Source organism: Salmonella sp. SJTUF14076 (genome assembly GCF_015534835.1).
GTDB lineage: Bacteria > Pseudomonadota > Gammaproteobacteria > Enterobacterales > Enterobacteriaceae > Salmonella > Salmonella enterica.
Genome location: NZ_CP064674.1, coordinates 2,095,221 through 2,119,453, shown reverse-complemented (window position 1 = coordinate 2,119,453; position 24,233 = coordinate 2,095,221). Strand labels below are relative to the sequence as shown.

General features: G+C 52.6%; 26 protein-coding genes. 12 read left to right on the top strand and 14 right to left on the bottom strand.

Features of this window, described 5'->3' with window-relative positions:
- The first annotated feature begins 143 nt into the window (after window positions 1–143).
- The gene (locus HU143_RS10315; RefSeq protein WP_001240763.1) at window positions 144–1,676 is read left to right on the top strand and encodes a SpoVR family protein; all 1,533 of its coding nucleotides are present in this window, start codon (window positions 144–146) and stop codon (window positions 1,674–1,676) included.
- A 46-nt stretch (window positions 1,677–1,722) separates the two neighbouring features.
- Here the strand turns inward: HU143_RS10315 and fadR are convergent, their stop codons facing one another.
- On the bottom strand, window positions 1,723–2,442 hold the full coding sequence (fadR, locus tag HU143_RS10310; protein ID WP_000234826.1) for a fatty acid metabolism transcriptional regulator FadR: 720 nt from the start codon (window positions 2,440–2,442) through the stop codon (window positions 1,723–1,725).
- A gap of 219 nt (window positions 2,443–2,661) precedes the next feature.
- On the opposite strand from fadR, the gene nhaB reads away from it, so the two are divergent.
- The 3 genes from nhaB to HU143_RS10295 all read left to right on the top strand — a co-directional run bounded on the left by nhaB (window position 2,662) and on the right by HU143_RS10295 (window position 5,328).
- Window positions 2,662–4,206 carry a Na(+)/H(+) antiporter NhaB gene (gene nhaB, locus HU143_RS10305; RefSeq protein WP_000406438.1) on the top strand — a complete coding sequence of 515 codons (1,545 nt, stop codon included), beginning with the start codon at window positions 2,662–2,664 and terminating at the stop codon, window positions 4,204–4,206.
- Window positions 4,207–4,347: 141 nt separating this feature from the next.
- Window positions 4,348–4,878: a disulfide bond formation protein DsbB gene (gene dsbB, locus HU143_RS10300; RefSeq protein ID WP_000943475.1), complete on the top strand. Its 531-nt coding sequence runs from the start codon at window positions 4,348–4,350 to the stop codon at window positions 4,876–4,878.
- Between the two features lie 108 nt (window positions 4,879–4,986).
- A complete protein-coding gene (locus tag HU143_RS10295) occupies window positions 4,987–5,328 on the top strand; it encodes a DUF1971 domain-containing protein (RefSeq protein WP_000018967.1) in 342 nt (113 codons plus the stop codon).
- Window positions 5,329–5,399: 71 nt separating this feature from the next.
- Here the strand turns inward: HU143_RS10295 and HU143_RS10290 are convergent, their stop codons facing one another.
- From HU143_RS10290 to HU143_RS10270, 5 genes are all read right to left on the bottom strand, one after another.
- Window positions 5,400–5,573 carry a GnsA/GnsB family addiction module toxin gene (locus HU143_RS10290; RefSeq protein WP_001083582.1) on the bottom strand — a complete coding sequence of 58 codons (174 nt, stop codon included), beginning with the start codon at window positions 5,571–5,573 and terminating at the stop codon, window positions 5,400–5,402.
- 191 nt (window positions 5,574–5,764) lie between these two features.
- The gene (locus tag HU143_RS10285) at window positions 5,765–5,902 is read right to left on the bottom strand and encodes a hypothetical protein (RefSeq protein WP_001519337.1); all 138 of its coding nucleotides are present in this window, start codon (window positions 5,900–5,902) and stop codon (window positions 5,765–5,767) included.
- 351 nt (window positions 5,903–6,253) lie between these two features.
- Window positions 6,254–6,700, bottom strand: coding sequence for a YcgN family cysteine cluster protein (locus HU143_RS10280; RefSeq protein WP_001285703.1), 447 nt, complete (start codon window positions 6,698–6,700; stop codon window positions 6,254–6,256).
- 92 nt (window positions 6,701–6,792) lie between these two features.
- Window positions 6,793–7,452 (bottom strand): fumarylacetoacetate hydrolase family protein, encoded by a 660-nt coding sequence (locus HU143_RS10275; protein ID WP_001519895.1) that lies wholly within the window; start codon window positions 7,450–7,452, stop codon window positions 6,793–6,795.
- Window positions 7,453–7,501: 49 nt separating this feature from the next.
- Complete coding sequence (locus tag HU143_RS10270) at window positions 7,502–7,795, bottom strand: YcgL domain-containing protein (RefSeq protein WP_001525604.1); 294 nt, start codon at window positions 7,793–7,795, stop codon at window positions 7,502–7,504.
- Between the two features lie 125 nt (window positions 7,796–7,920).
- Between HU143_RS10270 and minC the strand changes: the two genes are divergently transcribed.
- From minC to minE, 3 genes are read left to right on the top strand one after another with little or no spacing between them, the layout of a single operon-like run.
- Complete coding sequence (minC, locus tag HU143_RS10265; protein ID WP_001579595.1) at window positions 7,921–8,628, top strand: septum site-determining protein MinC; 708 nt, start codon at window positions 7,921–7,923, stop codon at window positions 8,626–8,628.
- A 23-nt stretch (window positions 8,629–8,651) separates the two neighbouring features.
- Complete coding sequence (minD, locus tag HU143_RS10260) at window positions 8,652–9,464, top strand: septum site-determining protein MinD (protein ID WP_000101047.1); 813 nt, start codon at window positions 8,652–8,654, stop codon at window positions 9,462–9,464.
- 3 nt (window positions 9,465–9,467) lie between these two features.
- Window positions 9,468–9,734 carry a cell division topological specificity factor MinE gene (gene minE / locus HU143_RS10255; RefSeq protein WP_001185666.1) on the top strand — a complete coding sequence of 89 codons (267 nt, stop codon included), beginning with the start codon at window positions 9,468–9,470 and terminating at the stop codon, window positions 9,732–9,734.
- 120 nt (window positions 9,735–9,854) lie between these two features.
- Here the strand turns inward: minE and rnd are convergent, their stop codons facing one another.
- From rnd to HU143_RS10230, 5 genes are all read right to left on the bottom strand, one after another.
- Complete coding sequence (gene rnd, locus HU143_RS10250) at window positions 9,855–10,982, bottom strand: ribonuclease D (RefSeq protein WP_023227146.1); 1,128 nt, start codon at window positions 10,980–10,982, stop codon at window positions 9,855–9,857.
- Window positions 10,983–11,054: 72 nt separating this feature from the next.
- On the bottom strand, window positions 11,055–12,740 hold the full coding sequence (gene fadD, locus HU143_RS10245; protein WP_000758418.1) for a long-chain-fatty-acid--CoA ligase FadD: 1,686 nt from the start codon (window positions 12,738–12,740) through the stop codon (window positions 11,055–11,057).
- 204 nt (window positions 12,741–12,944) lie between these two features.
- Entirely contained in the window at window positions 12,945–13,526 is a 582-nt protein-coding gene (locus HU143_RS10240; RefSeq protein WP_000290594.1) for a Slp family lipoprotein, read from the bottom strand.
- A 71-nt stretch (window positions 13,527–13,597) separates the two neighbouring features.
- A complete protein-coding gene (gene tsaB, locus HU143_RS10235) occupies window positions 13,598–14,293 on the bottom strand; it encodes a tRNA (adenosine(37)-N6)-threonylcarbamoyltransferase complex dimerization subunit type 1 TsaB (protein WP_023227145.1) in 696 nt (231 codons plus the stop codon).
- Window positions 14,294–14,350: 57 nt separating this feature from the next.
- Window positions 14,351–16,261, bottom strand: coding sequence for an ATP-dependent DNA helicase (locus HU143_RS10230; RefSeq protein ID WP_023227144.1), 1,911 nt, complete (start codon window positions 16,259–16,261; stop codon window positions 14,351–14,353).
- 131 nt (window positions 16,262–16,392) lie between these two features.
- Here HU143_RS10230 and HU143_RS10225 point away from each other — a divergent pair, with 131 nt between their 5' ends.
- On the top strand, window positions 16,393–16,737 hold the full coding sequence (locus HU143_RS10225) for a RidA family protein (protein ID WP_000029550.1): 345 nt from the start codon (window positions 16,393–16,395) through the stop codon (window positions 16,735–16,737).
- Between the two features lie 5 nt (window positions 16,738–16,742).
- Here the strand turns inward: HU143_RS10225 and HU143_RS10220 are convergent, their stop codons facing one another.
- Window positions 16,743–16,922, bottom strand: coding sequence for a YoaH family protein (locus tag HU143_RS10220; RefSeq protein ID WP_000457328.1), 180 nt, complete (start codon window positions 16,920–16,922; stop codon window positions 16,743–16,745).
- A gap of 80 nt (window positions 16,923–17,002) precedes the next feature.
- Here HU143_RS10220 and pabB point away from each other — a divergent pair, with 80 nt between their 5' ends.
- The 4 genes from pabB to HU143_RS10200 all read left to right on the top strand — a co-directional run bounded on the left by pabB (window position 17,003) and on the right by HU143_RS10200 (window position 22,316).
- Window positions 17,003–18,367 carry an aminodeoxychorismate synthase component 1 gene (pabB, locus tag HU143_RS10215; protein ID WP_072162124.1) on the top strand — a complete coding sequence of 455 codons (1,365 nt, stop codon included), beginning with the start codon at window positions 17,003–17,005 and terminating at the stop codon, window positions 18,365–18,367.
- A gap of 3 nt (window positions 18,368–18,370) precedes the next feature.
- Window positions 18,371–18,949 carry a CoA pyrophosphatase gene (locus tag HU143_RS10210; RefSeq protein WP_000381534.1) on the top strand — a complete coding sequence of 193 codons (579 nt, stop codon included), beginning with the start codon at window positions 18,371–18,373 and terminating at the stop codon, window positions 18,947–18,949.
- Between the two features lie 263 nt (window positions 18,950–19,212).
- A complete protein-coding gene (gene sdaA / locus HU143_RS10205) occupies window positions 19,213–20,577 on the top strand; it encodes an L-serine ammonia-lyase (protein ID WP_000624276.1) in 1,365 nt (454 codons plus the stop codon).
- A gap of 137 nt (window positions 20,578–20,714) precedes the next feature.
- Window positions 20,715–22,316 carry an EAL domain-containing protein gene (locus HU143_RS10200; protein ID WP_023227142.1) on the top strand — a complete coding sequence of 534 codons (1,602 nt, stop codon included), beginning with the start codon at window positions 20,715–20,717 and terminating at the stop codon, window positions 22,314–22,316.
- Window positions 22,317–22,337: 21 nt separating this feature from the next.
- On the opposite strand, the gene yoaE is transcribed toward HU143_RS10200, so the two are convergent.
- Both yoaE and HU143_RS24830 read right to left on the bottom strand, forming a co-directional pair.
- A complete protein-coding gene (gene yoaE, locus HU143_RS10195) occupies window positions 22,338–23,897 on the bottom strand; it encodes a CNNM family cation transport protein YoaE (RefSeq protein WP_000421815.1) in 1,560 nt (519 codons plus the stop codon).
- Window positions 23,885–24,052 carry a protein YoaL gene (locus HU143_RS24830; RefSeq protein WP_370739650.1) on the bottom strand — a complete coding sequence of 56 codons (168 nt, stop codon included), beginning with the start codon at window positions 24,050–24,052 and terminating at the stop codon, window positions 23,885–23,887. Before HU143_RS24830 ends, yoaE begins: the two co-directional genes overlap by 13 nt.
- Between the last annotated feature and the right edge of the window lie 181 nt (window positions 24,053–24,233).

Here is a 24,233-nt window from a genome sequence, read left to right as displayed (position 1 = left end):
GCCAATACCCGTTTTTTTGCCGTTCAATGTGGAGGAAATCGCAAAGAAAAGTTTTCACGATCAAGTCGTTTTTTAACATGGTGTTCTATCCTTGAAAGGAGGCGCTCCATACAGAGAGCGTCGCCAACAATGAGGGTGCGCGAATGGCAATGATTGATTCCATGAACAAGGACACCACACGTTTGAGCGATGGACCCGACTGGACATTTGATCTGCTGGATGTCTATCTGGCAGAGATAGACCGCGTGGCGAAACTTTACCAACTGGATACTTACCCGCACCAAATTGAAGTCATCACTTCCGAACAGATGATGGACGCCTACTCCAGCGTCGGGATGCCGATCAACTATCCGCACTGGTCGTTTGGCAAAAAGTTCATTGAGACGGAACGTCTGTATAAGCATGGTCAACAAGGACTGGCTTATGAAATTGTGATCAACTCTAATCCCTGCATTGCCTACCTGATGGAAGAGAACACCATCACCATGCAGGCGCTGGTCATGGCGCACGCCTGTTACGGCCACAACTCCTTTTTTAAAAATAATTATCTCTTCCGGAGCTGGACGGATGCCAGCTCTATCGTCGACTACCTGATTTTCGCCCGAAATTACATTACCCGCTGTGAAGAACGCTACGGAGTGGATGAAGTAGAAAAACTGCTCGACTCCTGCCACGCGCTGATGAATTACGGCGTCGATCGCTATAAGCGCCCGCAGAAAATCTCGTTGCAGGAAGAGAAAGCGCGACAAAAAAGCCGGGAAGAGTATCTACAAAGCCAGGTGAATATGCTGTGGCGCACGCTGCCAAAACGCGAGGAAGAAAAAACTGTCGCCGAAGCACGCCGCTTTCCCGCTGAACCGCAGGAAAACCTGCTCTATTTTATGGAGAAAAACGCCCCGTTGCTCGAGCCGTGGCAGCGCGAAATTCTGCGCATCGTGCGTAAAGTCAGCCAGTATTTTTATCCGCAGAAACAGACGCAGGTCATGAACGAGGGCTGGGCGACCTTCTGGCACTACACCATCCTGAACCATCTGTATGATGAAGGCAAAGTGACGGAACGCTTTATGCTGGAGTTTTTACACAGCCATACCAATGTCGTATTTCAGCCGCCCTATAATAGCCCCTGGTATAGCGGAATTAACCCCTATGCGCTCGGCTTTGCCATGTTCCAGGATATCAAACGTATTTGTCAGTCGCCCACGGATGAAGATAAATACTGGTTTCCGGATATTGCCGGTTCCGACTGGCTGGAAACGCTGCACTTCGCCATGCGCGATTTTAAAGATGAAAGCTTTATCAGTCAGTTCCTGTCGCCAAAAGTGATGCGTGATTTCCGTTTCTTCACGGTACTTGATGATGACAGGCATAATTATCTGGAGATCTCCGCCATTCATAACGAAGAAGGTTATCGGGAGATTCGATCAAAACTGTCGTCACAGTATAACCTGAGCAACCTGGAGCCGAATATTCAGGTCTGGAATGTGGATTTACGCGGCGACAGATCGCTGACGTTGCGTTATATCCCGCATAACCGCGCGCCGCTGGATAAAGGCCGCAAAGAGGTGCTGAAACATGTGCATCGGTTATGGGGCTTTGATGTGATGCTGGAGCAACAAAATGAGGATGGCAGCGTAGAACTGCTGGAGCGTTGTCCGCCGCGCATGAACACGCTGTAATCGAGATGCTGCCCGGTAGTGTTTGCGTCTACCGGGCATCGCGGGATTATCGTCCCTGAATCGCTAAATCGCCGGGCAGATTTTTCTGCATCCGATGCCAAATCTCGCCGCTGTCATGCCCATAACGCCGCACCGTTTCATACACCTGGTCGTGCGCGCCCTGCTCGCATAACGACGATAATTTATGATAGAAACCCAGTGCCAGACTGCGCGCTTCCGGATTGGCGAAATAGTGGCGACCAATGCGGGTGTATAACCCTTTCATGCCGTTCAGGATCAAGCCGTAAATAGGATTGCCGGAGGCAAATGCCAGACCACGAAAGATGTTATAGTCCAGATCGGCGAATGCATCGGCATGGTCGGCCACTTCGTGGGCAGTGGCCAGCACTTCCTGCGCCTTATCCGGGTGTTGACGCAATGCGGTACGAATAAAGATAGTAGAAATATTGGTACGCACCGACAACAAATTGTCGATCAGTTGCGGAACGCTTTCATGATCAAGGCGGGCCAGCGTTTCAAGGATATTCAGCCCTGACGTTTCCCAAAAATTATTAACCTTTGTCGGTTTGCCATGCTGAATGGTCAGCCAGCCATCTCGCGCCAGCCGCTGTAACACCTCGCGTAATGTCGTGCGCGTCACGCCGATCAGTTCGGAGAGTTCTCGTTCTGCCGGTAAGATCGTGCCAGGAGGAAAGCGGTTATTCCAGATACTTTCAATAATATACTCTTCCGCGAAACCCGCCGGGCTCTGCGCCTTAATGACCATAGTGAGATTTCCATTACACAGCAAAACATAGTTGTACTCATCATACCAGACGGGCGTAACACCTGATAGCGGACGCAATGAAGAAAAAGGGGATCAAGGCACCATTTCTGATATCGCCTGCCAATATCGTTAAGGACTTGCTTGCATTCGTCGCGCTCGCTACTCTCTGTGTTTAAACATAAAAACGCTATTTCATTTTTCTAGGTAAGGAAAAATTTCATGGAGATCTCATGGGGTCGCGCCATGTGGCGCAACTTTTTAGGCCAGTCGCCCGACTGGTACAAACTGGCACTACTTGTCTTTTTAATTGTTAACCCATTCATTTTCTTAGCTAATCCCTTTATTGCCGGTTGGCTGCTGGTGGCAGAGTTTATCTTCACTCTGGCGATGGCGTTAAAGTGTTACCCCCTGCTGCCCGGCGGGTTACTGGCCATTGAAGCCGTTATCATCGGTATGACCAGCGCCGCCCATGTACGTGAAGAGGTTGCCGCCAACCTGGAAGTCTTGCTGCTGCTGATGTTTATGGTTGCAGGCATCTACTTTATGAAGCAGTTATTGCTGTTTATTTTTACCCGTCTGTTACTCAGTATCCGCTCGAAGATGGTTCTGTCGCTGGCCTTTTGCGTCGCCGCCGCATTCTTGTCGGCTTTCCTTGACGCGCTTACCGTCGTTGCGGTGGTGATCAGCGTCGCCGTCGGTTTTTACGGGATTTACCATCGTGTGGCCTCATCGCGCGGCGAAGAGAACGATATGCTGGACGACAGCCATATCGATCCGCATTACAAAACGGTGCTGGAGCAATTCCGCGGATTCTTGCGTAGTCTGATGATGCATGCAGGCGTGGGGACGGCGCTGGGCGGCGTCATGACCATGGTCGGGGAGCCGCAAAACCTGATCATCGCTAAAGCGGCTGGCTGGCATTTCGGCGACTTCTTTTTGCGGATGTCGCCTGTCACCGTCCCGGTACTGGTATGTGGACTGTTAACCTGTATGCTGGTCGAGAAAATGCGCTGGTTTGGCTATGGCGAAACGTTGCCCGAAAAAGTCCGCGACGTCTTGCAGCAATTCGACGATCAAAGCCGTAAGAAGCGCACCCGCCAGGATAAAATTAAACTAATAGTCCAGGCGGTTATTGGCGTCTGGCTGGTTACCGCCCTCGCCCTCCATCTCGCGGAGGTGGGACTGATTGGTCTGTCGGTCATTATTCTGGCCACCGCGTTAACGGGTGTCACCGATGAACACGCCATCGGCAAAGCGTTTACCGAGTCGCTGCCGTTTACTGCGCTGTTAACCGTTTTCTTCTCCATTGTGGCGGTTATTATCGATCAACATCTTTTCGCGCCGATTATTCAGTTCGTCTTGCAAGCCTCTGAACACGCGCAGCTAACGCTGTTCTATCTCTTTAACGGCCTGTTGTCTTCCATCTCAGATAACGTCTTTGTCGGCACCATTTATATCAACGAAGCGAAGGCGGCAATGGAAAACGGCGCAATCAGCTTAAAACAGTTTGAGCTGCTAGCTGTGGCCATCAATACCGGTACTAACCTGCCATCGGTAGCGACGCCAAATGGTCAGGCGGCATTCTTATTCCTGCTGACCTCCGCGCTGGCGCCGTTAATCCGTCTCTCCTATGGCCGTATGGTCTGGATGGCGTTACCGTACACTATCGTACTGACCCTGATAGGGCTACTGTGCGTCGAATTCACTCTTGCGCCGGCCACCGAATGGATGACTCAGGCAGGATGGTTAGCAACGCTTTCGTAACGTTTGGCCGGGCAATACACCGCCCGGCTCCGATTTTTGCCTGATAATTATCCAATTACACATTATTTCATTTCCCGCTAGTGGCGCACGAATTGAATTGGTTTACACTGCGGTCTCTACGCATGTTGCAGGGAAATTATTATGTTGCGATTTTTAAACCAGTGCTCACGGGGTCGGGGCGCATGGTTACTGATGGCGTTTACCGCCCTGGCGCTGGAAATGGTGGCGCTGTGGTTCCAGCACGTCATGTTACTTAAACCTTGCGTGCTATGTATTTACGAACGTTGCGCCCTGTTTGGCGTGATGGGCGCGGGTCTGGTCGGCGCAATAGCGCCGAAAACGCCGCTGCGATACGTGGCAATGGTTATCTGGATTTACAGCGCCTGGCGGGGTCTACAACTGGCGTATGAACATACGATGATTCAGTTGCATCCCTCGCCGTTCATGACCTGTGACTTTATGGCGCGCTTTCCAGACTGGTTGCCGTTGGGTAAATGGCTGCCACAGGTGTTTGTGGCATCCGGTGATTGCGCCGAACGCCAGTGGTCGTTTTTAACGCTGGAGATGCCGCAATGGCTGTTGGGGATCTTTGCCGCTTACCTTGTGGTGGCGATAGCCGTCGTCATAGCCCAGGCATTTAAGCCTAAAAAACGCGACCTGTTCGGTCGTTGATACACACGCTCCTTCGGGAGCGTTTTTTTTGCCCGAAGCGTTGTTTGCCAGTGATTAAAAGGTGTATATTAAATACATCTTTTAATCACCACATCAGGGAGATGTCTTATGTCCCACTTACGCATCCCGGCAAACTGGAAAGTTAAACGCTCTACCCCCTTTTTCACCAAAGAGAATGTTCCGGCGGCACTGCTCTCTCATCACAACACAGCGGCAGGCGTTTTCGGACAACTCTGCGTGATGGAAGGCACCGTGACCTACTATGGCTTTGCGAATGAAACCGCGACAGAACCAGAAGTGAAAGTGGTGATTAATGCCGGGCAATTCGCCACCAGTCCGCCGCAATACTGGCATCGGGTAGAGCTGAGCGATGATGCGCGGTTCAACATTCATTTTTGGGTAGAAGAAGACCATCAGGGCGAGGAAATGTATCAACAGAAAAAAGCCTGACATCGGTAAACCAGTCACTACTGGGCGGCGTCCCGCCCAGTAGCCAGGTGATTAATGGCGCTAATTAAACGCTAGAGTAGTTTAATTTTAACGTGGTATCCCTCAAGCCCTTTCATCGTTTCTCGCGGCGCGAACTCTATTTCGGAAACCTCTTGCCCGGTTTTCTTCCGTAGTTCGGCGACCTTTTTGCTAATGAGTGCCGCGATTTCCTCTTCTGCTTTATGTGTCAACTCTTCGCTGTTCATTGATTTCCTCCTTTGAACTCGCAAACGGCTAAGCGCAATAAGACAGTGTCGTCATGGACGCGCTACTATTTTAACGTACAAAAAATTATAGGCTATCTTTCTGAGGATTATCAGGATGTTTCGCTTTAGAAGATGTAAAAAACCGCCTGGCACAGAAGCAGCATCAGGCGGTTGGTTAATAGCACAAGACGCTATCTACGAGGATCTTCAACCTCATTCTGGGTATCCGGGTCGAGAGGATCGTCTCCCTCTGGCGTATCCGGAATATTTTCACCAGGAAGCGGCTCATCCTCTGGTAATGGATCGACTAAATCAGGACGTTCAGACATAAAGCCTCCAACGAACCATAGTTATTAAAGATACCCTACAGCACTACTTTTGGTTTTTCTTTGGATTTTTTCCTTCGTCTTCGGGTGTCTTATCAGGCTTCCTGGGCTGATCCTTTGAAACGCGCAACGGTTGGTTATTCATGGGGTAACTCCTCAGGATAGGCAGCGATATACTGCTTTGAAAGTATAGAGTCGCCGCCATACGTGCGCGAGCGCAGCGACAAGGCGCGTGAGGGAGGAATAGAAGGCGGTGATAACGCCAGGTGACGGAATTTGCACGCAATTCCTGGTTTCAGGGGCCGCCCGGCGTAAATTAAAGAATTGTAAACAATCAGCCGTTTTGCCGAAGACTTATTCTGCCCACGACGGTTTATTTAAAATATGATCCTGCCAGTCCCGTACTTCAGATTCTTTAACCGCGATATGACGGACAGAAATTCGCTCGCCATGCATAGCGGCTTTCGATCCAGTCAGCAGCGGATGCCACGTCGGCAAGGGCTTACCTTCCGCCAACAAACGGTAGGCGCAGGTCATCGGCAACCATTCAAAGTCTGGCAAGTTTTCGCGAGTGAGTTTGATACAGTCGGGTTCAAATTCAAAACGGCGCTCATAATGGCGGCACTGGCACGTTTTGATATTTAATTGCCTGCACGCCACGTTGGTGAAGTAAATTTCATCTGTATCTTCATCCATCAGCTTATGCAGGCAGCATTGACCGCAGCCATCGCACAGCGACTCCCACTCGGCATCGGTCATTTCATCCAGGGTTTTACGTTGCCAGAAAGGTGTATCGCTCATTAAAGTATCCGCCATTGCACTAAAGCTGCACCTTATAACCAGTCTGGCCTGCAGATGCAAGTTTTACCGCCGCTGAAGGCGGCAAGCAGATTTTACAGAACGCGGGTAGACAACGTTTCGCCATTAAAACGAATGTCCAGCTCATCGCCGCTTAATAATGGCCCCACGCCTGCCGGCGTGCCGGTTAGCACCACGTCCCCGGCTTTGAGCGTAAAATAGCGGCTCATATAGGCGATAAGGGGCACAATAGGATGAATCATATCCGCGGTCGACCCTTGCTGGCGAACCTCGCCATTAACGTTAAGTCCGATAACCGTATTTTGCGGATCGCCGCAGAAGGCCGCGACAGGGATGAAGCCTGAAATCGGACATGCGTTATCAAAACCTTTGGCTTTTTCCCAGGGCTGTCCGGCCTTTTTCATTTTCCCTTGAATATCGCGCAGGGTTAAATCAAGCGCCACGCCATAACCGGCTATCGCTTTACGTACATGATCTTCGGTCGCCTGGCGGAGCGTTGCGCCAATCAGCACGGCAAGCTCAACTTCATGATGAACAGCGCCCATATCCGCCGGAATCGCCAGCGGCTGGCGAATATCACACAATGCGGTTTCCGGCTTGATAAAAAGCACGGGTTCTTCCGGCGTCGCGCTGCCCATCTCCTTGATGTGATTTGCGTAATTACTGCCCACGCAGACCACTTTACTTACCGGGTAATCAAGCAAGGCGCCTTGCCAGTTACGATGTTGATACATATTTTCCCCTAAGATCATGATGGAATTCAGGCGCGGCGCCGAATACCGTTTAACGGTCAGCGGGCGACGTATTTTGTCCCACCGAAGAAAGATGTTGTTTCAGCAAATCTTCCGGCGGCGGCGGCAATTGTAAATAATAGCCCTGCTCGCTTAACGCCTGTTTTACTTTTTCGAGCTCGGCATTGACTAATTTTTTACGTCCATCAAGCGGCAGCATCATCGCTAACTGCGGCTGACCGAATCCTTTCATCAATGCTTCAGGCACCCGCGAAAAATCGTCTTTTTTTTCGACATACAAATAGGTTTGATCGCGCTTGCTACTTCTATAGATCACACAAAACATACTTTTACTCTGAATTAACGGGATGGTGACTTGCCTCAATATAATACTGACTATAACATGCCTTCTGGACTTCGGAATATCACTCCGTATCGGAGATGATAAATAGCAAATTGAGTAAGGCCAGGATGTCAAACACGCCAATCGAGCTTAAAGGCAGTAGCTTCACCTTATCAGTGGTTCATTTGCATGAAGCGGAACCAGAGGTTATTCGTCAGGCGTTAGAAGACAAAATAGCGCAGGCTCCTGCGTTTTTAAAACACGCCCCTGTCGTTATTAACGTTAGCGGTCTTGAAAGCCCGGTAAACTGGCCGGAACTGCATAAGATCGTGACCTCAACCGGCTTACGCATTATCGGCGTGAGCGGCTGTAAAGACGCCAGCCTGAAAGTAGAAATCGATCGGATGGGTCTTCCTTTACTGACTGAAGGTAAAGAGAAAGCGGTTCGACCTGCGCCCGTTGAGCCGGTAACGCCCAGCGAACCGCCGCAAAACGCTAATCCCATCACAAAAACGCGATTAATTGATGTTCCGGTTCGTTCCGGTCAGCGCATTTATGCTCCACAATGTGATCTGATTGTTACAAGTCACGTCAGCGCTGGCGCAGAGCTTATCGCTGACGGCAATATCCATGTCTATGGCATGATGAGAGGTCGCGCGCTGGCAGGAGCGAGCGGCGATCGGGAAGCGCAAATTTTTTGTACCCATCTGACGGCAGAACTGGTCTCTATCGCAGGTGTTTACTGGCTGAGTGATAAAATCCCGGCAGAATTTTATGGCAAAGCGGCGCGCCTGCGTTTAGCAGACAACGCTTTGACAGTTCAACCGTTGAATTGATCCCTTTTTAACAAGGAATTTTTATGGCACGCATTATTGTTGTTACTTCGGGTAAAGGGGGCGTTGGCAAGACCACCTCCAGCGCGGCCATCGCTACAGGTTTGGCCCAGAAGGGAAAGAAAACTGTCGTCATTGATTTTGATATCGGACTGCGTAACCTCGATCTGATTATGGGGTGCGAACGTCGTGTCGTTTACGATTTTGTAAACGTCATTCAGGGCGATGCGACACTGAATCAGGCGCTGATCAAAGATAAGCGTACTGAAAATCTCTTCATTCTTCCGGCGTCGCAGACCCGGGATAAAGACGCGCTAACGCGCGAAGGCGTCGCTAAGGTACTGGACTCACTGAAAGCGATGGACTTTGAGTTCATCGTTTGCGACTCGCCGGCGGGTATCGAAACCGGGGCGCTGATGGCGCTCTATTTTGCCGATGAAGCGATCATTACGACCAACCCGGAAGTCTCTTCTGTCCGTGACTCGGACCGTATTCTGGGTATTCTGGCATCGAAATCTCGTCGCGCAGAAAATGGCGAAGAACCGATTAAAGAACATCTCCTGTTGACGCGCTACAATCCAGGCCGCGTCAATAAAGGCGACATGCTCAGCATGGAAGATGTACTGGAGATTCTGCGTATTAAACTCGTCGGGGTGATCCCGGAAGATCAATCCGTACTACGCGCATCTAACCAGGGTGAACCGGTGATTCTTGACGCCACTGCGGATGCGGGTAAAGCCTATGCAGATACCGTAGATCGTCTGTTGGGAGAAGAACGTCCTTTCCGCTTCATTGAAGAAGAGAAGAAAGGTTTCCTCAAACGCCTGTTCGGAGGATAAATTATGGCATTACTGGATTTTTTTCTCTCGCGGAAAAAGAGTACCGCTAATATTGCAAAAGAGCGGTTGCAAATCATTGTCGCGGAACGTCGCCGTAGCGATGCCGAACCGCATTATTTACCGCAGTTACGTAAAGATATTCTTGAGGTCATTTGTAAATACGTACAAATCGATCCGGAAATGGTTACCGTCCAGCTTGAGCAAAAAGATGGTGATATCTCCATCCTTGAACTTAACGTAACGCTGCCGGAAGCCGAAGAGTCAAAATAAGCTCTTTTATGGGAAAATTCCTGGATTAAAAAGGCAGAAGAATCTGCCTTTTTTATTTTTTTACATTATTCCGAATACGGACATTTATTTCACTGGCCGTTTTCCCGGCAATTACCGCCGTTAACGCGGATACTCCTGCAACAGAAGAGTTAACTTCTCCGCCATCAGTTCGGCGCGCCAGCCGGAAATCAATTCCGGGTGCCCATTTTGCGGTTTTAATTTCCAGTGCCAGTTGAGCAACTGATTAATCTGCCGACGCGATGCCAGTAGCTCGCCGCTGACGTGATGCGACGCGCTCACCTCCGCCACCAGCGCTTTGATGGCCTTAAACGCTTTGCGATAGCCCGGCATGTCCATCAGATTCAACAGGGGTTCCGGCAATGCCTCTTCCGGTAACGCCTGTGCTTTCGCCACCAGCGATATCAACGTCTTGCCGTGAAAACGAATCTCGCTGCCGGAAAGCCCCAGGCTATCCAGCTCACCGAGACTGCCCGGCATATAACGCGCGACCGCCCACAGGTTTTCTTCACGCACAACAAAGTTCACCGCCATATCGCGCTCACGCGCCTTACGTAGCCGCCAGTCAGCTAAAAGTTGCAGACAGGCTAACTGGCGGGTACGCAGTTGCCAGGCATTAGTGATATCCCGCCATGCCTCTTCCGGCGCCTGAATCTCCTGACGGCGCTGCTGCATCAACCGACACTCATCAAGCGCGGCAGGCAGCCATCCTGCGGCTTCAGTTTCAATCATCAGCTTTTTGGCGATCGGTAACAGATACCAGACATCCGCCGCCGCGTATTCACACTGACGTTCACTTAAAGGCCGGGCTAACCAGTCGGTACGAGACTCGCTTTTGTCCAGCGCCACGCCCGTATACTCTTCTACCATCGACGCAAAACCCCACGACAGCGGACGCCCGCAAAACGCCGCCAGAATTTGCGTATCAATCAGAGGTTCCGGCAGTTCGCCAAACGCATTAAGAAATACTTCCAGATCTTCGCTACCCGCGTGCAGAAATTTGGTGATTCCCGTATCGCGCAGCACCGCTTTTAACGGCGACCAGTCGCTGATGCCGAGCGGATCGATCAGGGCGACATTTGCCCCGTCAAATAACTGGATCAATCCTAACTGCGGGTAATAGGTGCGGGTACGGACAAATTCCGTATCTAAAGCAATAGCCGGACATGCTCGGACAGCTTCACACAGGCTCGCCAGCGCATCGTCCGTTTCAATCATTTGGTAATTCAAATCGTGTTCTCTTTGGTTCGCGCCAAAAAAAACGCCGGCTTAACCGGCGTCTCTCGTTAGCTGACTTAACGCTCAGGCTTTATTGTCTACTTTGCCACGGGCTTCGTCACGCAGTTCTCGTCGTAAAATTTTCCCAACGTTAGATTTTGGTAATTCCTCGCGAAACTCTACCTGTTTGGGCACCTTATATCCGGTCAGATGGCGACGGCAGAAGGTGATCAACGCATCGTCAGTCAATGCCGGATCTTTCTTAACCACAAAAAGCTTCACCGCTTCGCCGCTACTACCGGAAGGCACGCCAACCGCCGCGACTTCCTGCACGCCAGAATGCTGCATCACCACATCTTCAATTTCGTTTGGATAAACGTTGAAACCAGAAACCAGAATCATATCTTTCTTACGATCGACAATCCGCAGAAAGCCGTCTTCATCCATAACCGCAATATCGCCCGTATGCAGCCAACCATCTTTAATGATTTCATCCGTCGCGTCAGGACGCTGCCAGTATCCCAGCATAACCTGAGGGCCTTTCACGCAAAGCTCTCCGGCCTCACCCGGCGCGACTTCGTTATCATCGTCATCCACCAGTTTGGCTTCTGTTGACGGTACAGGCAGGCCGATACTGCCGCTGTGATAATCAATATCATGCGGGTTGACGCTCACCAGCGGGGCGCACTCGGTCAGCCCGTAGCCTTCCAGCAGGTATTGCCCGGTCAGCTTTACCCAACGTTCCGCAACGACGTTTTGCACCGGCATCCCGCCGCCGGCTGACAGATGCAGCGAAGAAAAATCCAGCTGTTGAAACTCTTTATTATTGAGCAGGGCGTTGAATAGCGTATTAACGCCGGTCATCGCCGTAAATGGATATTTCGCCAGCTCCTTGACCAGGCCGGGGATATCACGCGGATTGGTAATCAGCAGGTTTTGCCCACCCAGCTCGATAAAAAGCAGACAGTTCATGGTTAAGGCAAAAATGTGATACAGCGGCAGCGCGGTCACTACCAGCTCTTTCCCCGGGTGCAGCAGCGGCCCATAGGTCGCTTTCACCTGCTCCAGATTCGCCAGCATATTGCGGTGGGTCAACATCGCGCCTTTCGCCACGCCCGTCGTACCGCCGGTATATTGCAGGAAAGCCAGATCTTCAGCGACAACCTCGGGTTTTACATACTGCATACGGTAGCCATGCTGTAGCGCGCTGCGAAACGAGATCGCATCTGGCAAGTGGTATTTTGGCACCAGACGCTTGATGTATTTCACGACAAAGTTAACAACCGTACCTTTGGCGGTTGAAAGCTGGTCGCCCATCCGCGTCAGAATAACGTGCTGTACCGACGTTTTCTCGACCACTTTTTCCAGCGTATGGGCAAAGTTAGAAACAATAATGATTGCCGCCGCGCCGCTATCGTTAAGCTGATGCTCAAGTTCGCGCGGCGTGTAAAGCGGGTTAACGTTCACCACAATCATGCCAGCGCGTAAAATACCAAATAGCGCGACGGGATACTGCAACAGGTTTGGCATCATCAGCGCCACACGGTCGCCTTTTTTGAGTCCCAGCCCTTGTTGTAAATAAGCCGCAAATGCCCGACTACGTTCTTCTAATTTACGGAAGGTCATTACCTCCCCCATATTGACGAACGCAGGCTGATCGGCATAGCGCGTCGCCGCATGTTCAAACAGTTCAACCAGGGATTGATAACGGTCAGGGTTGATCTCCGCCGGAACATCAGCAGGATAACGGTTAAGCCAAACCTTCTTCAATGCATCACCTCTAAAATGAGTGTTCGTCGTCATCACAACCCCAGTTAATAAACAAGTCGTTAACATTATATTAACTCAGCGTACCAGTTTATTAATTACGCAACTGAAAGGTTGCGAAGCGCGTCACTATTTATTTTTATTATGTCTCTATGAATGCAGAAACAGCGGACCAGCCGCTGTTTCTTTTATTGATAAAACAAAGAGTTACTCTGTTACTATCGTCTGAACCTCTGCGGGTCCAGGGTTATACCACCCCCAACCGCCATAGCCATAAGGCCAGGCGCGTCCGCCGTAAAACCACGGATCGATCGGCTGTGGAGGCATGACGACCTGCTGAACAAGATGCCAGCGTTTATAACCGGTAGCCTGCATCAGCATAAATTTATACGGCGTATTGCCGATTTTACCGTCAACCGTGCCGGTTATCGGGCCAACAACGGTAACTAACTGGCCACGGAAGTCCACCGGGTCCAGAAAACCGTTCACATCGGCAAAAATTCTGCCGCGCGAGGCTTCGCCCAGAACAGGACGCGCGCCGCTATCAAGCGGTACGGTCGCGATTTCAAGCCGGGTTTTTCCCTGCTGATTTTGCACCGCCACAACTTTGCCGCCGAAACGCGCCTCTTGCCCGATATAGAGCTGTGGCGCATTCATCACCCGCACCAAATCCTGCTGTGGCGTCGGACTCGAACCTTTAATGGCATCCGGGATAGTCACGCAACCGCTCAGCATAAGCGCAAAAGCGCACGCCAGCGCCCCTTTTATTAACCTTTTTTGAACCGCCATGATGCGACTCCTTTTTCTCGACCTCTATTCCACCCCACAGCATAAAGTATGGGGGGTAATAGTAGTGAGAGTCATTCTTTGCCGGGAAGTTTCTTCCACGCCACTTCGTTACGCAAATAAACCGGCTCGGCATGTTCCACGGCAACGGTCTCTCCTGCCGCCAGCTTTTGACTGGCGATGGGCAACATATCTTCCGCTGCCGGGAGCGACACCTCCCCATCATGAAGCGTCAGGCCGCACTCCTTCGCCAGATCGGGCCACGCGGACCAACCCGTTCCTACGGTCGCCCACTCGCCGGAAAGCTGTTTCAACCGCTCGCCGACCCGTTCCGGTTTCAGCACCGCTTCCGTCTCTTCGCCCTGCCAGACGCCCTGCGCATCACGCTGGTATTCCGCCCAGTACACTTCGCCCATCCGCGCGTCAATCGCGGCGAGTACGCGGGTCGCGCCGGTTTTACGCCACGCGCCCTGCGCCATCGTGGCAAGCGTCGAAACACCGATCATCGGCAGATTTGCCCCTAACGCCAGCCCTTGCGCAATACCAATGCCGATACGCACGCCGGTAAAGCTGCCCGGACCGCGCCCAAACGCCAGCGCATCTACCTCATTGAGCGAGACGCCGCTGGCGGCCAGAATCTCCTGCACCATGGGCAGGATACGTTGAGTGTGTTCTCGTGGACAAAGCTCAAAGTGAGCATTGATAGTACCGTTGTTCCACAGGGCGACAGAACAGGCCTCTGTGGCGGTATCGATAGCCAGAATTCGCATGAGGTTTCGTGCTTAGATCAATAAAATAGCGCGCATCTTACCATACTCCGTAACAAATTACTCGGCGGATGGAATCGCAAGAAAGCGAACGGCACGGGCGATATCACGCGTGCGCGGCGCAGGAGGCAGGCTGGCGAGAAACGTGGCGCCATAGGGCCGCATCACCAGCCGGTTATCACAAATCACCAACACCCCGCGATCGTCCGCATCGCGAATCAGCCGCCCTACTCCCTGCTTCAGCGTAATCACCGCGTCGGGCAGTTGAACCTCATCAAACGGATCGCCGCCGCGCAAACGACAGTCTTCCATTCGCGCTTTTAACAGCGGGTCGTCCGGGGAGGTAAACGGCAATTTGTCGATAATCACCAACGATAACGTATCGCCGCGCACGTCCACCCCTTCCCAGAAGCTGCTGGTGGCGACGAGCAGCGCGTTGCCGGCGCTAACAAATTGCTGTAACAGTTGGCCTTTACTGGTTTCCCCTTGCAACAATACCGGCAGCGTCATGGTGGCGCGAAACTGCTCCGCCAGCTCGCGCATCATGGCGTGTGAGGTGCACAGCATAAAACATCGCCCGTTATTGGCTTCGATAATCGGCCTGAGCATAGCCGCCAACTGTCGCGCCGCGCCGGGCTGGTTGGTTTGCGGTAGGTTACGCGGTACGCAGAGTAACGCCTGGCGCGTATAGTCGAATGGGCTGGGCAGTAGCATGGATTCTGCCTGTTCAATTCCCAGACGGGCGGTAAAGTGGTGAAGATCATCATTTACCGATAACGTGGCCGAGGTAAAAATCCAGCTACCGGGCTTCTGTTCCATCACCTCTTTGAATTTGTCCGCCACGGTGAGCGGCGTCAGCGCCAGAGTGAAATGGCGCGAGGTGCACTCATACCAGTAGCTGTATCCCGGCTGATTGATCTCTTTTAAGCGTTTCAGCCGTGAACGGTATAGCGTGGCGCGTTCAAAAGCCGCATCCAGCAGCGCCGAACGGCCCAGCGACAGTTTCGCCACGTCGTAACAAAGCTCCAGCGTATCATCCAGCAGTAAAAATGCCCGTTGGATACGTGAGTCGGCTAACAGTTCACGCAAATTTCCCCGGTAGCCGGGCTCCCCCAGTTGCAGACGAAAATCCTGGGCGCTCTGGGCAAGGCGATCGGCGCATTTTTGCAACTGTTGAGTGTCTTTCAGTTCCGTCCGGTAGGCGATGGTGATGTCTTTTGCTAAATCCAGCAACTGACGGCTGGAGAGCGATTGTCCGAAATACTGGCTGGCGATGTCAGGCAGTTGGTGGGCTTCATCGAAGATCATTACTTCAGCCTGAGGGATAAGTTCGCCAAACCCGCTCTCTTTAACCACCATATCCGCAAGAAAAAGGTGGTGGTTTACAATCACCACATCCGCGTCCATCGCCTTTTTACGCGCTTTCACCACAAAGCACTCTTTGTAGAGCGGGCAATCGCTGCCAAGGCAGTTGTCGTTGGTACTGGTGACCAGCGGCCAGGCCTGGGAATCTTCCGCCACGCTGACGCAGGTGCTGATATCGCCATCCCGCGTCTGATTTGACCAGGAGCGCAGCAATATCACATCGCTTAATGTTTGTACCGGTAAATCGCCGCCCGCCAGCGCTTGTTGTTCCAGCCGCTCCAGGCAGAGGTAGTTTGAACGTCCTTTCAACAGGGCCGTCTTACCGGTAAACGCCAACGCTTTTGCTACCGTCGGCAGATCGCGGCTGTAGAGTTGATCCTGCAACGCTTTCGACCCGGTCGAAATAATGACTTTTTTCCCGGCGCGCAACGCCGGAGCGAGGTAAGCATAGGTCTTCCCGGTTCCGGTGCCGGCTTCAACAACCAAAGGCTGCGCATTTTCAATCGCTTGTGTCACGGCAACCGCCATTTGTCGCTGTGGTTCGCGCGGTTTAAAGCCGGTTATCGATTTGGCCAGTTGGCCATCTGCTGCAAAATCGTCCGTCACACTGCCCCCTGTTAATTTGCACAGGGGATTATGTCAGGGTAGAAAGGCTTACGCCAGTTACAGAGGTGACGGCGGCGCCACATTGTGGCAGTCTTGAGCCATTCAAATGGAAAGCAAATGAGGAATAAGTAATGTCTATCGTGCGTATTGATGCCGAAGATCGTTGGTCAGACGTGGTGATCTACAATAATACGCTGTGGTATACCGGCGTGCCGGAAAACCTGGACGCCGATGCTTTTGAGCAAACGGCGAATACTCTGGCGCAAATTGATGCGGTGCTGGAAAAACAGGGCTCCAGTAAGTCACGTATTCTGGATGCCACTATTTTCCTGAGCGATAAAGCGGATTTTGCCGCCATGAATAAGGCGTGGGATGCGTGGGTCGTCGCAGGCCATGCGCCGGTACGCTGTACCGTACAGGCCGGGTTAATGAATCCGAAATATAAAGTTGAGATTAAGATTGTCGCGGCGGTATAAGCCGGTTATTCGTCTTCATCCTCAAAACGCGCCACTATCCGTTCGCCGGTATGGTTGGCGCGAAGTTCGCCCGCCACCTGGGCAATCGCTTCTCCGCTGCTCATACCTTGCGACATCAATTCCTGGATACGTTCTACGGCTTTTTGCTGTTGTTCATGACTGAGTGAAGGTAAACCTGCAAACATGATTAACTCCTGCTAAATTGTTAGCGCTAATTATTTCACGCTACCCGGCGGTAAGCCAGTAGTGTTGTAACGAGTCAGGAATGATGAAGACGTTATCTCCCACTGTTATCACCTTACCCTGGCGTCCGGACGCCGCTGAACACTATTTTGCGCCCGTAAACCATTTGCCCTGGGCGATGCTGCTGCATTCAGGTGATGCTATTCATCCCTATAACCGTTTTGATATTCTGGTCGCCGATCCTGTCACCACGCTGACCACGCGCGCGCAGGAAACCACGGTATGTACTGCGCGCACGACTACCGTCACTCTCGACGATCCGTTACACGTTTTGCAGACTCAACTGGAGGCGCTGCCTTTTCATCCTCAGCCTGACCCTGACTTACCCTTTCAGGGCGGCGCGCTGGGTCTGTTTGGTTATGATTTAGGGCGGCGTTTCGAAATTCTGCCCGATACTGCCGCGCGCGATATCGCTTTACCCGATATGGCGATTGGCCTTTACGACTGGGCGCTGATTGTCGATCACCATAAACAGGTAGTATCGCTGATAAGCTATCACGATGCAGACGCCCGATATCGCTGGCTCACCAGCCAGCGCGCGCCGACCCGCACGCCCTTCAGGCTTACCTCGGCCTGGCAATCCAATATGACGCGTTGCGAGTATGGCGAGAAGTTTCGTCAGGTGCAGGCCTGGCTGCACAGCGGGGACTGCTATCAGGTCAATCTTTCCCAGCGTTTTCAGGCGAGCTACGAGGGTGATGAGTGGCAGGCTTTCGAACACCTTAACCGCGCAAATCGCGCCCCGTTCAGCGCCTTTCTTCGTTTACATGACGGCGCCATATTGAGCCTTTCTCCCGAGCGTTTTATCCAACTGGAGAATGGTCATATTCAGACGCGCCCGATCAAAGGTACGCTTCCACGGCTTAACGATCCGCAGGCGGATCGTCAGCAGGCGCAGAAACTGGCCAACTCAATGAAAGATCGCGCTGAAAATTTGATGATCGTCGATTTGATGCGTAACGACATTGGCCGGGTCGCCGTGCCGGGTTCGGTGAAAGTGCCGGAACTGTTCGTCGTCGAACCATTTCCTGCCGTTCACCATCTGGTTAGCACCATTACCGCCCGTTTACCGGACTCGCTTCATGCCACCGACCTGCTGCGCGCGGCTTTCCCCGGCGGCTCCATTACCGGCGCGCCTAAAGTGCGGGCGATGGAAATTATCGACGAACTGGAGCCGCAGCGACGCAACGCCTGGTGCGGTAGCATCGGTTATCTGAGTTTCTGCGGCAAGATGGATACCAGTATTACTATCCGCACCGTCACAGCAACGCAGGGCCAACTCTATTGCTCAGCCGGCGGCGGTATCGTGGCCGATAGCAAGGAAGATGCGGAATATCAGGAAACTTTTGATAAAGTTAATCGTATCCTGCACCCACTGGAGAACTAATACGTGGATACCAGCCGTCTGACGCTCGATCATTTCTTATCGCGCTTTCAGCTTTTGCGCCCGCAGATGCCCCATGAAACGTTGAATCAACGTCAGGCCGCCGTACTGATCCCTGTGGTTCGCCGCCCCCAGCCGGGGCTGCTATTGACCCAGCGGGCTATTCATTTGCGCAAACACGCCGGACAGGTCGCCTTTCCCGGCGGGGCCGTGGACAGTACCGATGCTTCGCTTATCGCCGCAGCGCTTCGCGAAGCGCAGGAGGAAGTCGCCATCCCGCCGCAAGCCGTGGAAGTGATTGGCGTTTTACCGCCGGTAGACAGCGTGACCGGTTTTCAGGTCACCCCGGTGGTCGGCATTATTCCGCCAAACCTCCCCTGGCGCGCCAGTGAAGACGAAGTGTCTGCGGTGTTTGAAATGCCGCTGGCGCAAGCGTTGCAACTGGGTCGATATCATCCGCTTGATGTTTACCGTCGCGGCAATTCGCACCGCGTATGGCTCTCCTGGTATGAGCATTATTTCGTCTGGGGCATGACCGCAAATATTCTTCGTGAGCTGGCGCTGCAAATCGGCGTAAAGCCCTGACTGTACACAACGCCATTCACGTTGCCTCAAGGCGGTAACAATCGCCTCCCCCAAAGAGGCAGCCTGAAGGGCAACGTGTATATACTTAACTTTACGCGCGCAAGACACGACTTGAGATTACTGTCGCAATATTAGTAAAAACGCGGTTATTCATTAGTTTAATTCATGTGAATAGTTAAGCTGATGCCAGCGTTCCCTCTTACACTATGCGCAGTTATAACATCGTAACCGGAAGCCCCGGTTGCCCTGTCAGGAGTATTATCGTGATTAGCCTATTCGACATGTTTAAGGTAGGGATTGGTCCCTCCTCTTCCCACACTGTTGGCCCGATGAAGGCCGGTAAACAGTTCGTCGATGACCTGGTCGAAAAAGGATTACTGGATAACGTTACCCGCGTCGCTGTCGATGTCTACGGCTCGCTGTCGCTGACGGGGAAAGGTCACCATACCGATATCGCCATTATTATGGGTCTGGCGGGTAATGAACCCGCTACCGTGGATATTGATAGTATCCCCGGTTTTATTCGCGACGTCGAAACGCGCGAGCGTCTGTTACTGGCCCAGGGACGTCACGAAGTCGACTTCCCGAAAGATGACGGAATGCGTTTTCACAACGGCAATTTGCCGCTGCATGAAAACGGGATGCAGATCCACGCCTGGCATGACGACACGGTCATTTATAGCAAGACGTACTATTCCATCGGCGGCGGCTTTATCGTTGATGAAGAGCATTTCGGCCAGGAAGCGACGAATGAGGTTACTGTACCTTATCCGTTTAAATCGGCGAAAGAAATGCTGGAGTATTGCAACAGTACCGGCCTTTCACTCTCCGGCATGGTGATGCAAAACGAACTGGCGCTGCATAGCAAGAAAGAGATTGAAGAGTATTTCGGTCACGTCTGGCAGACCATGCAGGCCTGTATTGATCGTGGTATGAATACCGAAGGCGTGCTGCCGGGGCCGCTGCGCGTACCGCGTCGCGCCTCTGCGCTGCGTCGTATGCTGGTTTCCAGCGATAAGCTTTCCAACGATCCGATGAACGTCATTGACTGGGTGAACATGTTTGCTCTGGCGGTGAACGAAGAGAACGCCGCAGGCGGCCGCGTCGTGACGGCGCCAACCAACGGCGCGTGCGGTATCGTTCCTGCGGTACTGGCTTACTACGACCATTTTATTGAGTCTGTCAGCCCGGATATTTACACCCGCTACTTCCTGGCGGCAGGCGCTATTGGCGCGCTGTATAAGATGAACGCGTCTATTTCCGGCGCGGAAGTCGGCTGCCAGGGCGAAGTCGGGGTCGCCTGTTCGATGGCGGCGGCAGGCCTTGCTGAACTGTTGGGCGCCAGCCCGGAACAGGTTTGCGTTGCCGCTGAAATCGGCATGGAGCATAACCTGGGGCTGACCTGCGACCCGGTTGCCGGTCAGGTGCAGGTGCCGTGTATCGAGCGTAACGCCATTGCTTCGGTTAAAGCGATTAACGCTGCGCGTATGGCCATGCGTCGAACCAGCGCGCCGCGCGTCTCGTTGGATAAAGTCATCGAAACGATGTACGAGACCGGAAAAGACATGAACGCCAAATACCGTGAAACGTCGCGCGGCGGGCTGGCTATTAAAGTCCAGTGTGATTAAACGCCGTTTCCCCTCCCTTCGCCCATCTGCTACGGATGGGCGAAATTTTTATCTCTTCCTCGTCGACTCCACGTTTCCCCACTACACTTGCTGTGTCGCGGTTGGCTTTTGTCGCCAACGCTTATTGGGCGGCCCGCATGCAAACAGCACAACGGATCATCAATCATTATCGCCGTAATCGTTTCATTGTTTGCACGATTTGTGCACTGGTCACGCTCATTCTTACGCTGAGCATCCGATTTATTTCGGAGCGGAACTTAAATCACCATCGCACGGTTGCATTCGCGAATCATGCCGTTGATGCGCTGGATAATGTGCTGCATCCTCTCCTGGTCGGACGAAACATACTGCTACCCTTACTTGAGCTTCCGTGCGCGACCGCGCATTTGCCGTTGCGTAAGCAAGCCGCCCGCCTGCAAACCATTCGTTCTATCGGGCTGGTAAAAGAGGGAATTCTCTACTGCTCAAGCATTTTTGGCGCCCGTAACACTCCCATACGCCAGCTTCAGCCCGATCTTCCCGCAGCTGGCGATCTGCTGCTACTTTCCACGGACCAATCGTTACTCAAGGGAAGCCCGATCCTCATTCAGTGGTATCCCGCCTCTGCCGATGGCCAGGATGGCGTGATGGAAATTGTGAATATTGACTTGCTGGCGACTATGCTACTTGAGCCTCAGCAGCCGCAAATTACCAGCGCCAGCCTGACGGTCGGCAAACGGCACCTGTTATATGGTCGGGGCGTGGTCGATACTCTTCCGGAATTAAAAAAAGATGAAGAGCGTTACCAGCTTTCATCGCGACATTTCCCTTTTACTATCAGCGTCAGCGGGCCGTCGGCAGGCGTACTGGCGTTCAAACATCTCCCGACGCAGTTACCGCTGGCCGTATTGCTTAGCCTGTTGATCGGTTATATCGCCTGGCTGGCAACGGCCAGCAGAATGAGCTTTTCCTGGGAAATTAATCTGGCCCTTGCCGAACGGGAGTTTGAGCTATTTTGTCAGCCGTTGCTTAATGCCCGCACGCAGCAATGTACCGGCGTTGAGATCCTGTTACGCTGGAACAACCCGCGCCAGGGCTGGATCTCACCGGATGTTTTTATTCCTATCGCCGAGGAACATAACCTGATAGCGCCGCTGACCCGCTATGTGATTGCGGAAACCATTCGGCAGCGGCACTACTTCCCCATCAACCATCAGTTTCATATCGGCATCAATGTAGCGGCAAGCCATTTCCGACACGGCGTGCTTCTCAAGGATCTTAATCAGTACTGGTTTAGTGCGGAACCTGTTCAGCAACTGGTGCTGGAGCTCACGGAACGCGACGCGTTGCTTGACGTTGATTACCGCCTGATGCGCGAGCTGCATCGTAAAGGCGTGAAGTTAGCCATCGATGATTTTGGCACAGGAAACAGCTCGCTCTCCTGGCTGGAAAAACTGCGGCCGGATATTTTGAAAATCGATAAATCCTTCACCGCCGCCATCGGTACCGATGCGGTCAATTCAACGGTGACCGATATTATTATCGCGCTGGGGCAAAGACTGAATATTGAACTGGTGGCGGAAGGGGTCGAAAACCAGATGCAGGCACAGCATTTGCGCCAGCATGGCGTGCAAATGTTACAGGGCTATCTCTATGCGAAGCCGATGCCCATTAGCGAATTTCCACAGTGGCTGGCGGGCAGCGCGCCGCCGCCCGCCCGGCATAACGGACAGATTATGTCCGCGATGCCGCATCTATAGACTTGATTCCTGCGTGTGACGTTATTCCTCTTCGTCGTGGGCAGGCTGTTCTTTAACAATTCGAACCAGATCGACACGATAGTCGTTGGCCTCGACAATGGTGATCCGCAGTGGCGGAACATCAATGACATCGCCTACACGAGGAATATGGCCATTAGCGGCGATCACTAACCCCGCGACCGTCGCAATATCGCCCTCTTCGTTCACCAGATGGTCAACTTCCAGCGCCTGCTGTAGCGCATGGAGATCGGTGCCACCCTTCACTATCCAGCCCTCGGCATCGGCAACGATTTCCGGCGTTTCATCGGCATCCGGGAACTCACCGGCAATCGCTTCCAGCACATCCAGCGGCGTAACCAGCCCCTGCACCACGCCGAACTCGTTCGTGACGATAACGAAACTGCCGCGCGCGCGACGCAAAACGCCTAACAGATTGATAGGATCAAGCGTTTCCGGCACCACTATCGCCGGAGAAGACGCGGCGATAGCCGCAACGTCCGCGCCCTCTTCCAGCGCCACCAGCAACTCTTTCGCCCGAACGATACCGATAATTTCATCCAGCTCGCCCCGACATACCGGGAACAGGCTATGCGGAGAAGAGAGTAACTGCTGACGGATTTCAGCTACGCTGAGATTCGCATCCACCCAACTAATTTCGCCTCGCGGCGTCATAATGCCGCGCAGGGAGCGCGACGCCAGAGTCAGTACGCCGTTAATCATGTAGCGTTCTTCTTCGGCGAAGGCGCCTTCCGACACCGATATCGCGGCCGGGCTATCCGTCTCATGTTGCGTACTCGCCTGGCGTTTACCGCCCATCAGACGCAGGATAGCGTCCGCAGTACGCGCGCGCAGCGGCAACGTGGACTGATGACGAATAAAGTTGCGGCGCGCAATCTGGTTAAACACCTCGATAACTATCGAGAAACCAATTGCCGCGTACAAGTAGCCTTTCGGAATATGGAAACCAAACCCTTCCGCCACCAGGCTCAAGCCGATCATCAGCAGGAAACTCAGACAGAGCACCACCACCGTCGGATGCTGGTTGACAAAACGGGTCAGCGGTTTTGACGCCAGTAGCATCACCGCCATCGCAATCACCACCGCCGCCATCATAACCGGCAGATGGTTTACCATACCTACCGCCGTAATCACGGCGTCCAGCGAGAAGACCGCATCCAGGATGACAATCTGCGTGACTACCACCCAGAAGCTCGCATAGCCTTTACCGTGTCCGGTGTCATGCTCGCGGTTTTCCAGACGTTCATGCAGCTCGGTGGTCGCTTTAAACAGCAGGAATATACCGCCCAGCAGCATAATTAAATCACGGCCGGAGAAGGTAAAATCCCAGACGGTAAAGAGCGGCTTTGTTAAGGTCACCAGCCACGAAATAATGGACAGCAGCGCCAGACGCATAATCAGCGCCAGCGAGAGCCCGATAAGACGCGCTTTGTCACGCTGCTTTGGCGGCAATTTATCGGCGAGGATCGCGATAAAGACCAGGTTATCGATACCCAGGACAATTTCCAGGACGACGAGCGTGAGTAAACCCACCCAAATTGAGGGATCCATTAATAATTCCATGACAAGCTCCTGCTTAAGGAATGACTAAACGGCGCCCACAACATCTCAAAGGATGCAGGCGGTAACGCAATAAACAAAGTAAGGCTATGGCAAGATATGCCAGATTGACAGGCGCAAAACGGCCAAAGAGTGAAATGACGTCGGTGACGATCCATACAACGGGCTGCTGCCCTATACCCCATTCTAATTAAACGGAAGCTAAACATAACAGAGACAACTGGTTTTTGGCAAAGATTTACCTTCCTTTGCAAAGAGATGTAACCAGGATATTTTACACTTCGAAATTTCTCATTATCGAAAACAAAATTACGGATCTCCATCACACAAAATATTTTT

Bases quoted from the DNA above. Each gene is read 5' to 3' on its own strand.
- HU143_RS10315 (WP_001240763.1), top strand. From the start codon at position 144: ATGGCAATGATTGATTCCATGAACAAGGACACCACACGTTTGAGCGAT.
- fadR (WP_000234826.1), bottom strand. From the start codon at position 2,442: ATGGTCATTAAGGCGCAGAGCCCGGCGGGTTTCGCGGAAGAGTATATT.
- nhaB (WP_000406438.1), top strand. From the start codon at position 2,662: ATGGAGATCTCATGGGGTCGCGCCATGTGGCGCAACTTTTTAGGCCAG.
- dsbB (WP_000943475.1), top strand. From the start codon at position 4,348: ATGTTGCGATTTTTAAACCAGTGCTCACGGGGTCGGGGCGCATGGTTA.
- HU143_RS10295 (WP_000018967.1), top strand. From the start codon at position 4,987: ATGTCCCACTTACGCATCCCGGCAAACTGGAAAGTTAAACGCTCTACC.
- HU143_RS10290 (WP_001083582.1), bottom strand. From the start codon at position 5,573: ATGAACAGCGAAGAGTTGACACATAAAGCAGAAGAGGAAATCGCGGCA.
- HU143_RS10285 (WP_001519337.1), bottom strand. From the start codon at position 5,902: ATGTCTGAACGTCCTGATTTAGTCGATCCATTACCAGAGGATGAGCCG.
- HU143_RS10280 (WP_001285703.1), bottom strand. From the start codon at position 6,700: ATGAGCGATACACCTTTCTGGCAACGTAAAACCCTGGATGAAATGACC.
- HU143_RS10275 (WP_001519895.1), bottom strand. From the start codon at position 7,452: ATGTATCAACATCGTAACTGGCAAGGCGCCTTGCTTGATTACCCGGTA.
- HU143_RS10270 (WP_001525604.1), bottom strand. From the start codon at position 7,795: ATGTTTTGTGTGATCTATAGAAGTAGCAAGCGCGATCAAACCTATTTG.
- minC (WP_001579595.1), top strand. From the start codon at position 7,921: ATGTCAAACACGCCAATCGAGCTTAAAGGCAGTAGCTTCACCTTATCA.
- minD (WP_000101047.1), top strand. From the start codon at position 8,652: ATGGCACGCATTATTGTTGTTACTTCGGGTAAAGGGGGCGTTGGCAAG.
- minE (WP_001185666.1), top strand. From the start codon at position 9,468: ATGGCATTACTGGATTTTTTTCTCTCGCGGAAAAAGAGTACCGCTAAT.
- HU143_RS10240 (WP_000290594.1), bottom strand. From the start codon at position 13,526: ATGGCGGTTCAAAAAAGGTTAATAAAAGGGGCGCTGGCGTGCGCTTTT.
- tsaB (WP_023227145.1), bottom strand. From the start codon at position 14,293: ATGCGAATTCTGGCTATCGATACCGCCACAGAGGCCTGTTCTGTCGCC.
- HU143_RS10225 (WP_000029550.1), top strand. From the start codon at position 16,393: ATGTCTATCGTGCGTATTGATGCCGAAGATCGTTGGTCAGACGTGGTG.
- HU143_RS10220 (WP_000457328.1), bottom strand. From the start codon at position 16,922: ATGTTTGCAGGTTTACCTTCACTCAGTCATGAACAACAGCAAAAAGCC.
- pabB (WP_072162124.1), top strand. From the start codon at position 17,003: ATGATGAAGACGTTATCTCCCACTGTTATCACCTTACCCTGGCGTCCG.
- HU143_RS10200 (WP_023227142.1), top strand. From the start codon at position 20,715: ATGCAAACAGCACAACGGATCATCAATCATTATCGCCGTAATCGTTTC.
- yoaE (WP_000421815.1), bottom strand. From the start codon at position 23,897: ATGGAATTATTAATGGATCCCTCAATTTGGGTGGGTTTACTCACGCTC.
- HU143_RS24830 (WP_370739650.1), bottom strand. From the start codon at position 24,052: ATGGATCGTCACCGACGTCATTTCACTCTTTGGCCGTTTTGCGCCTGT.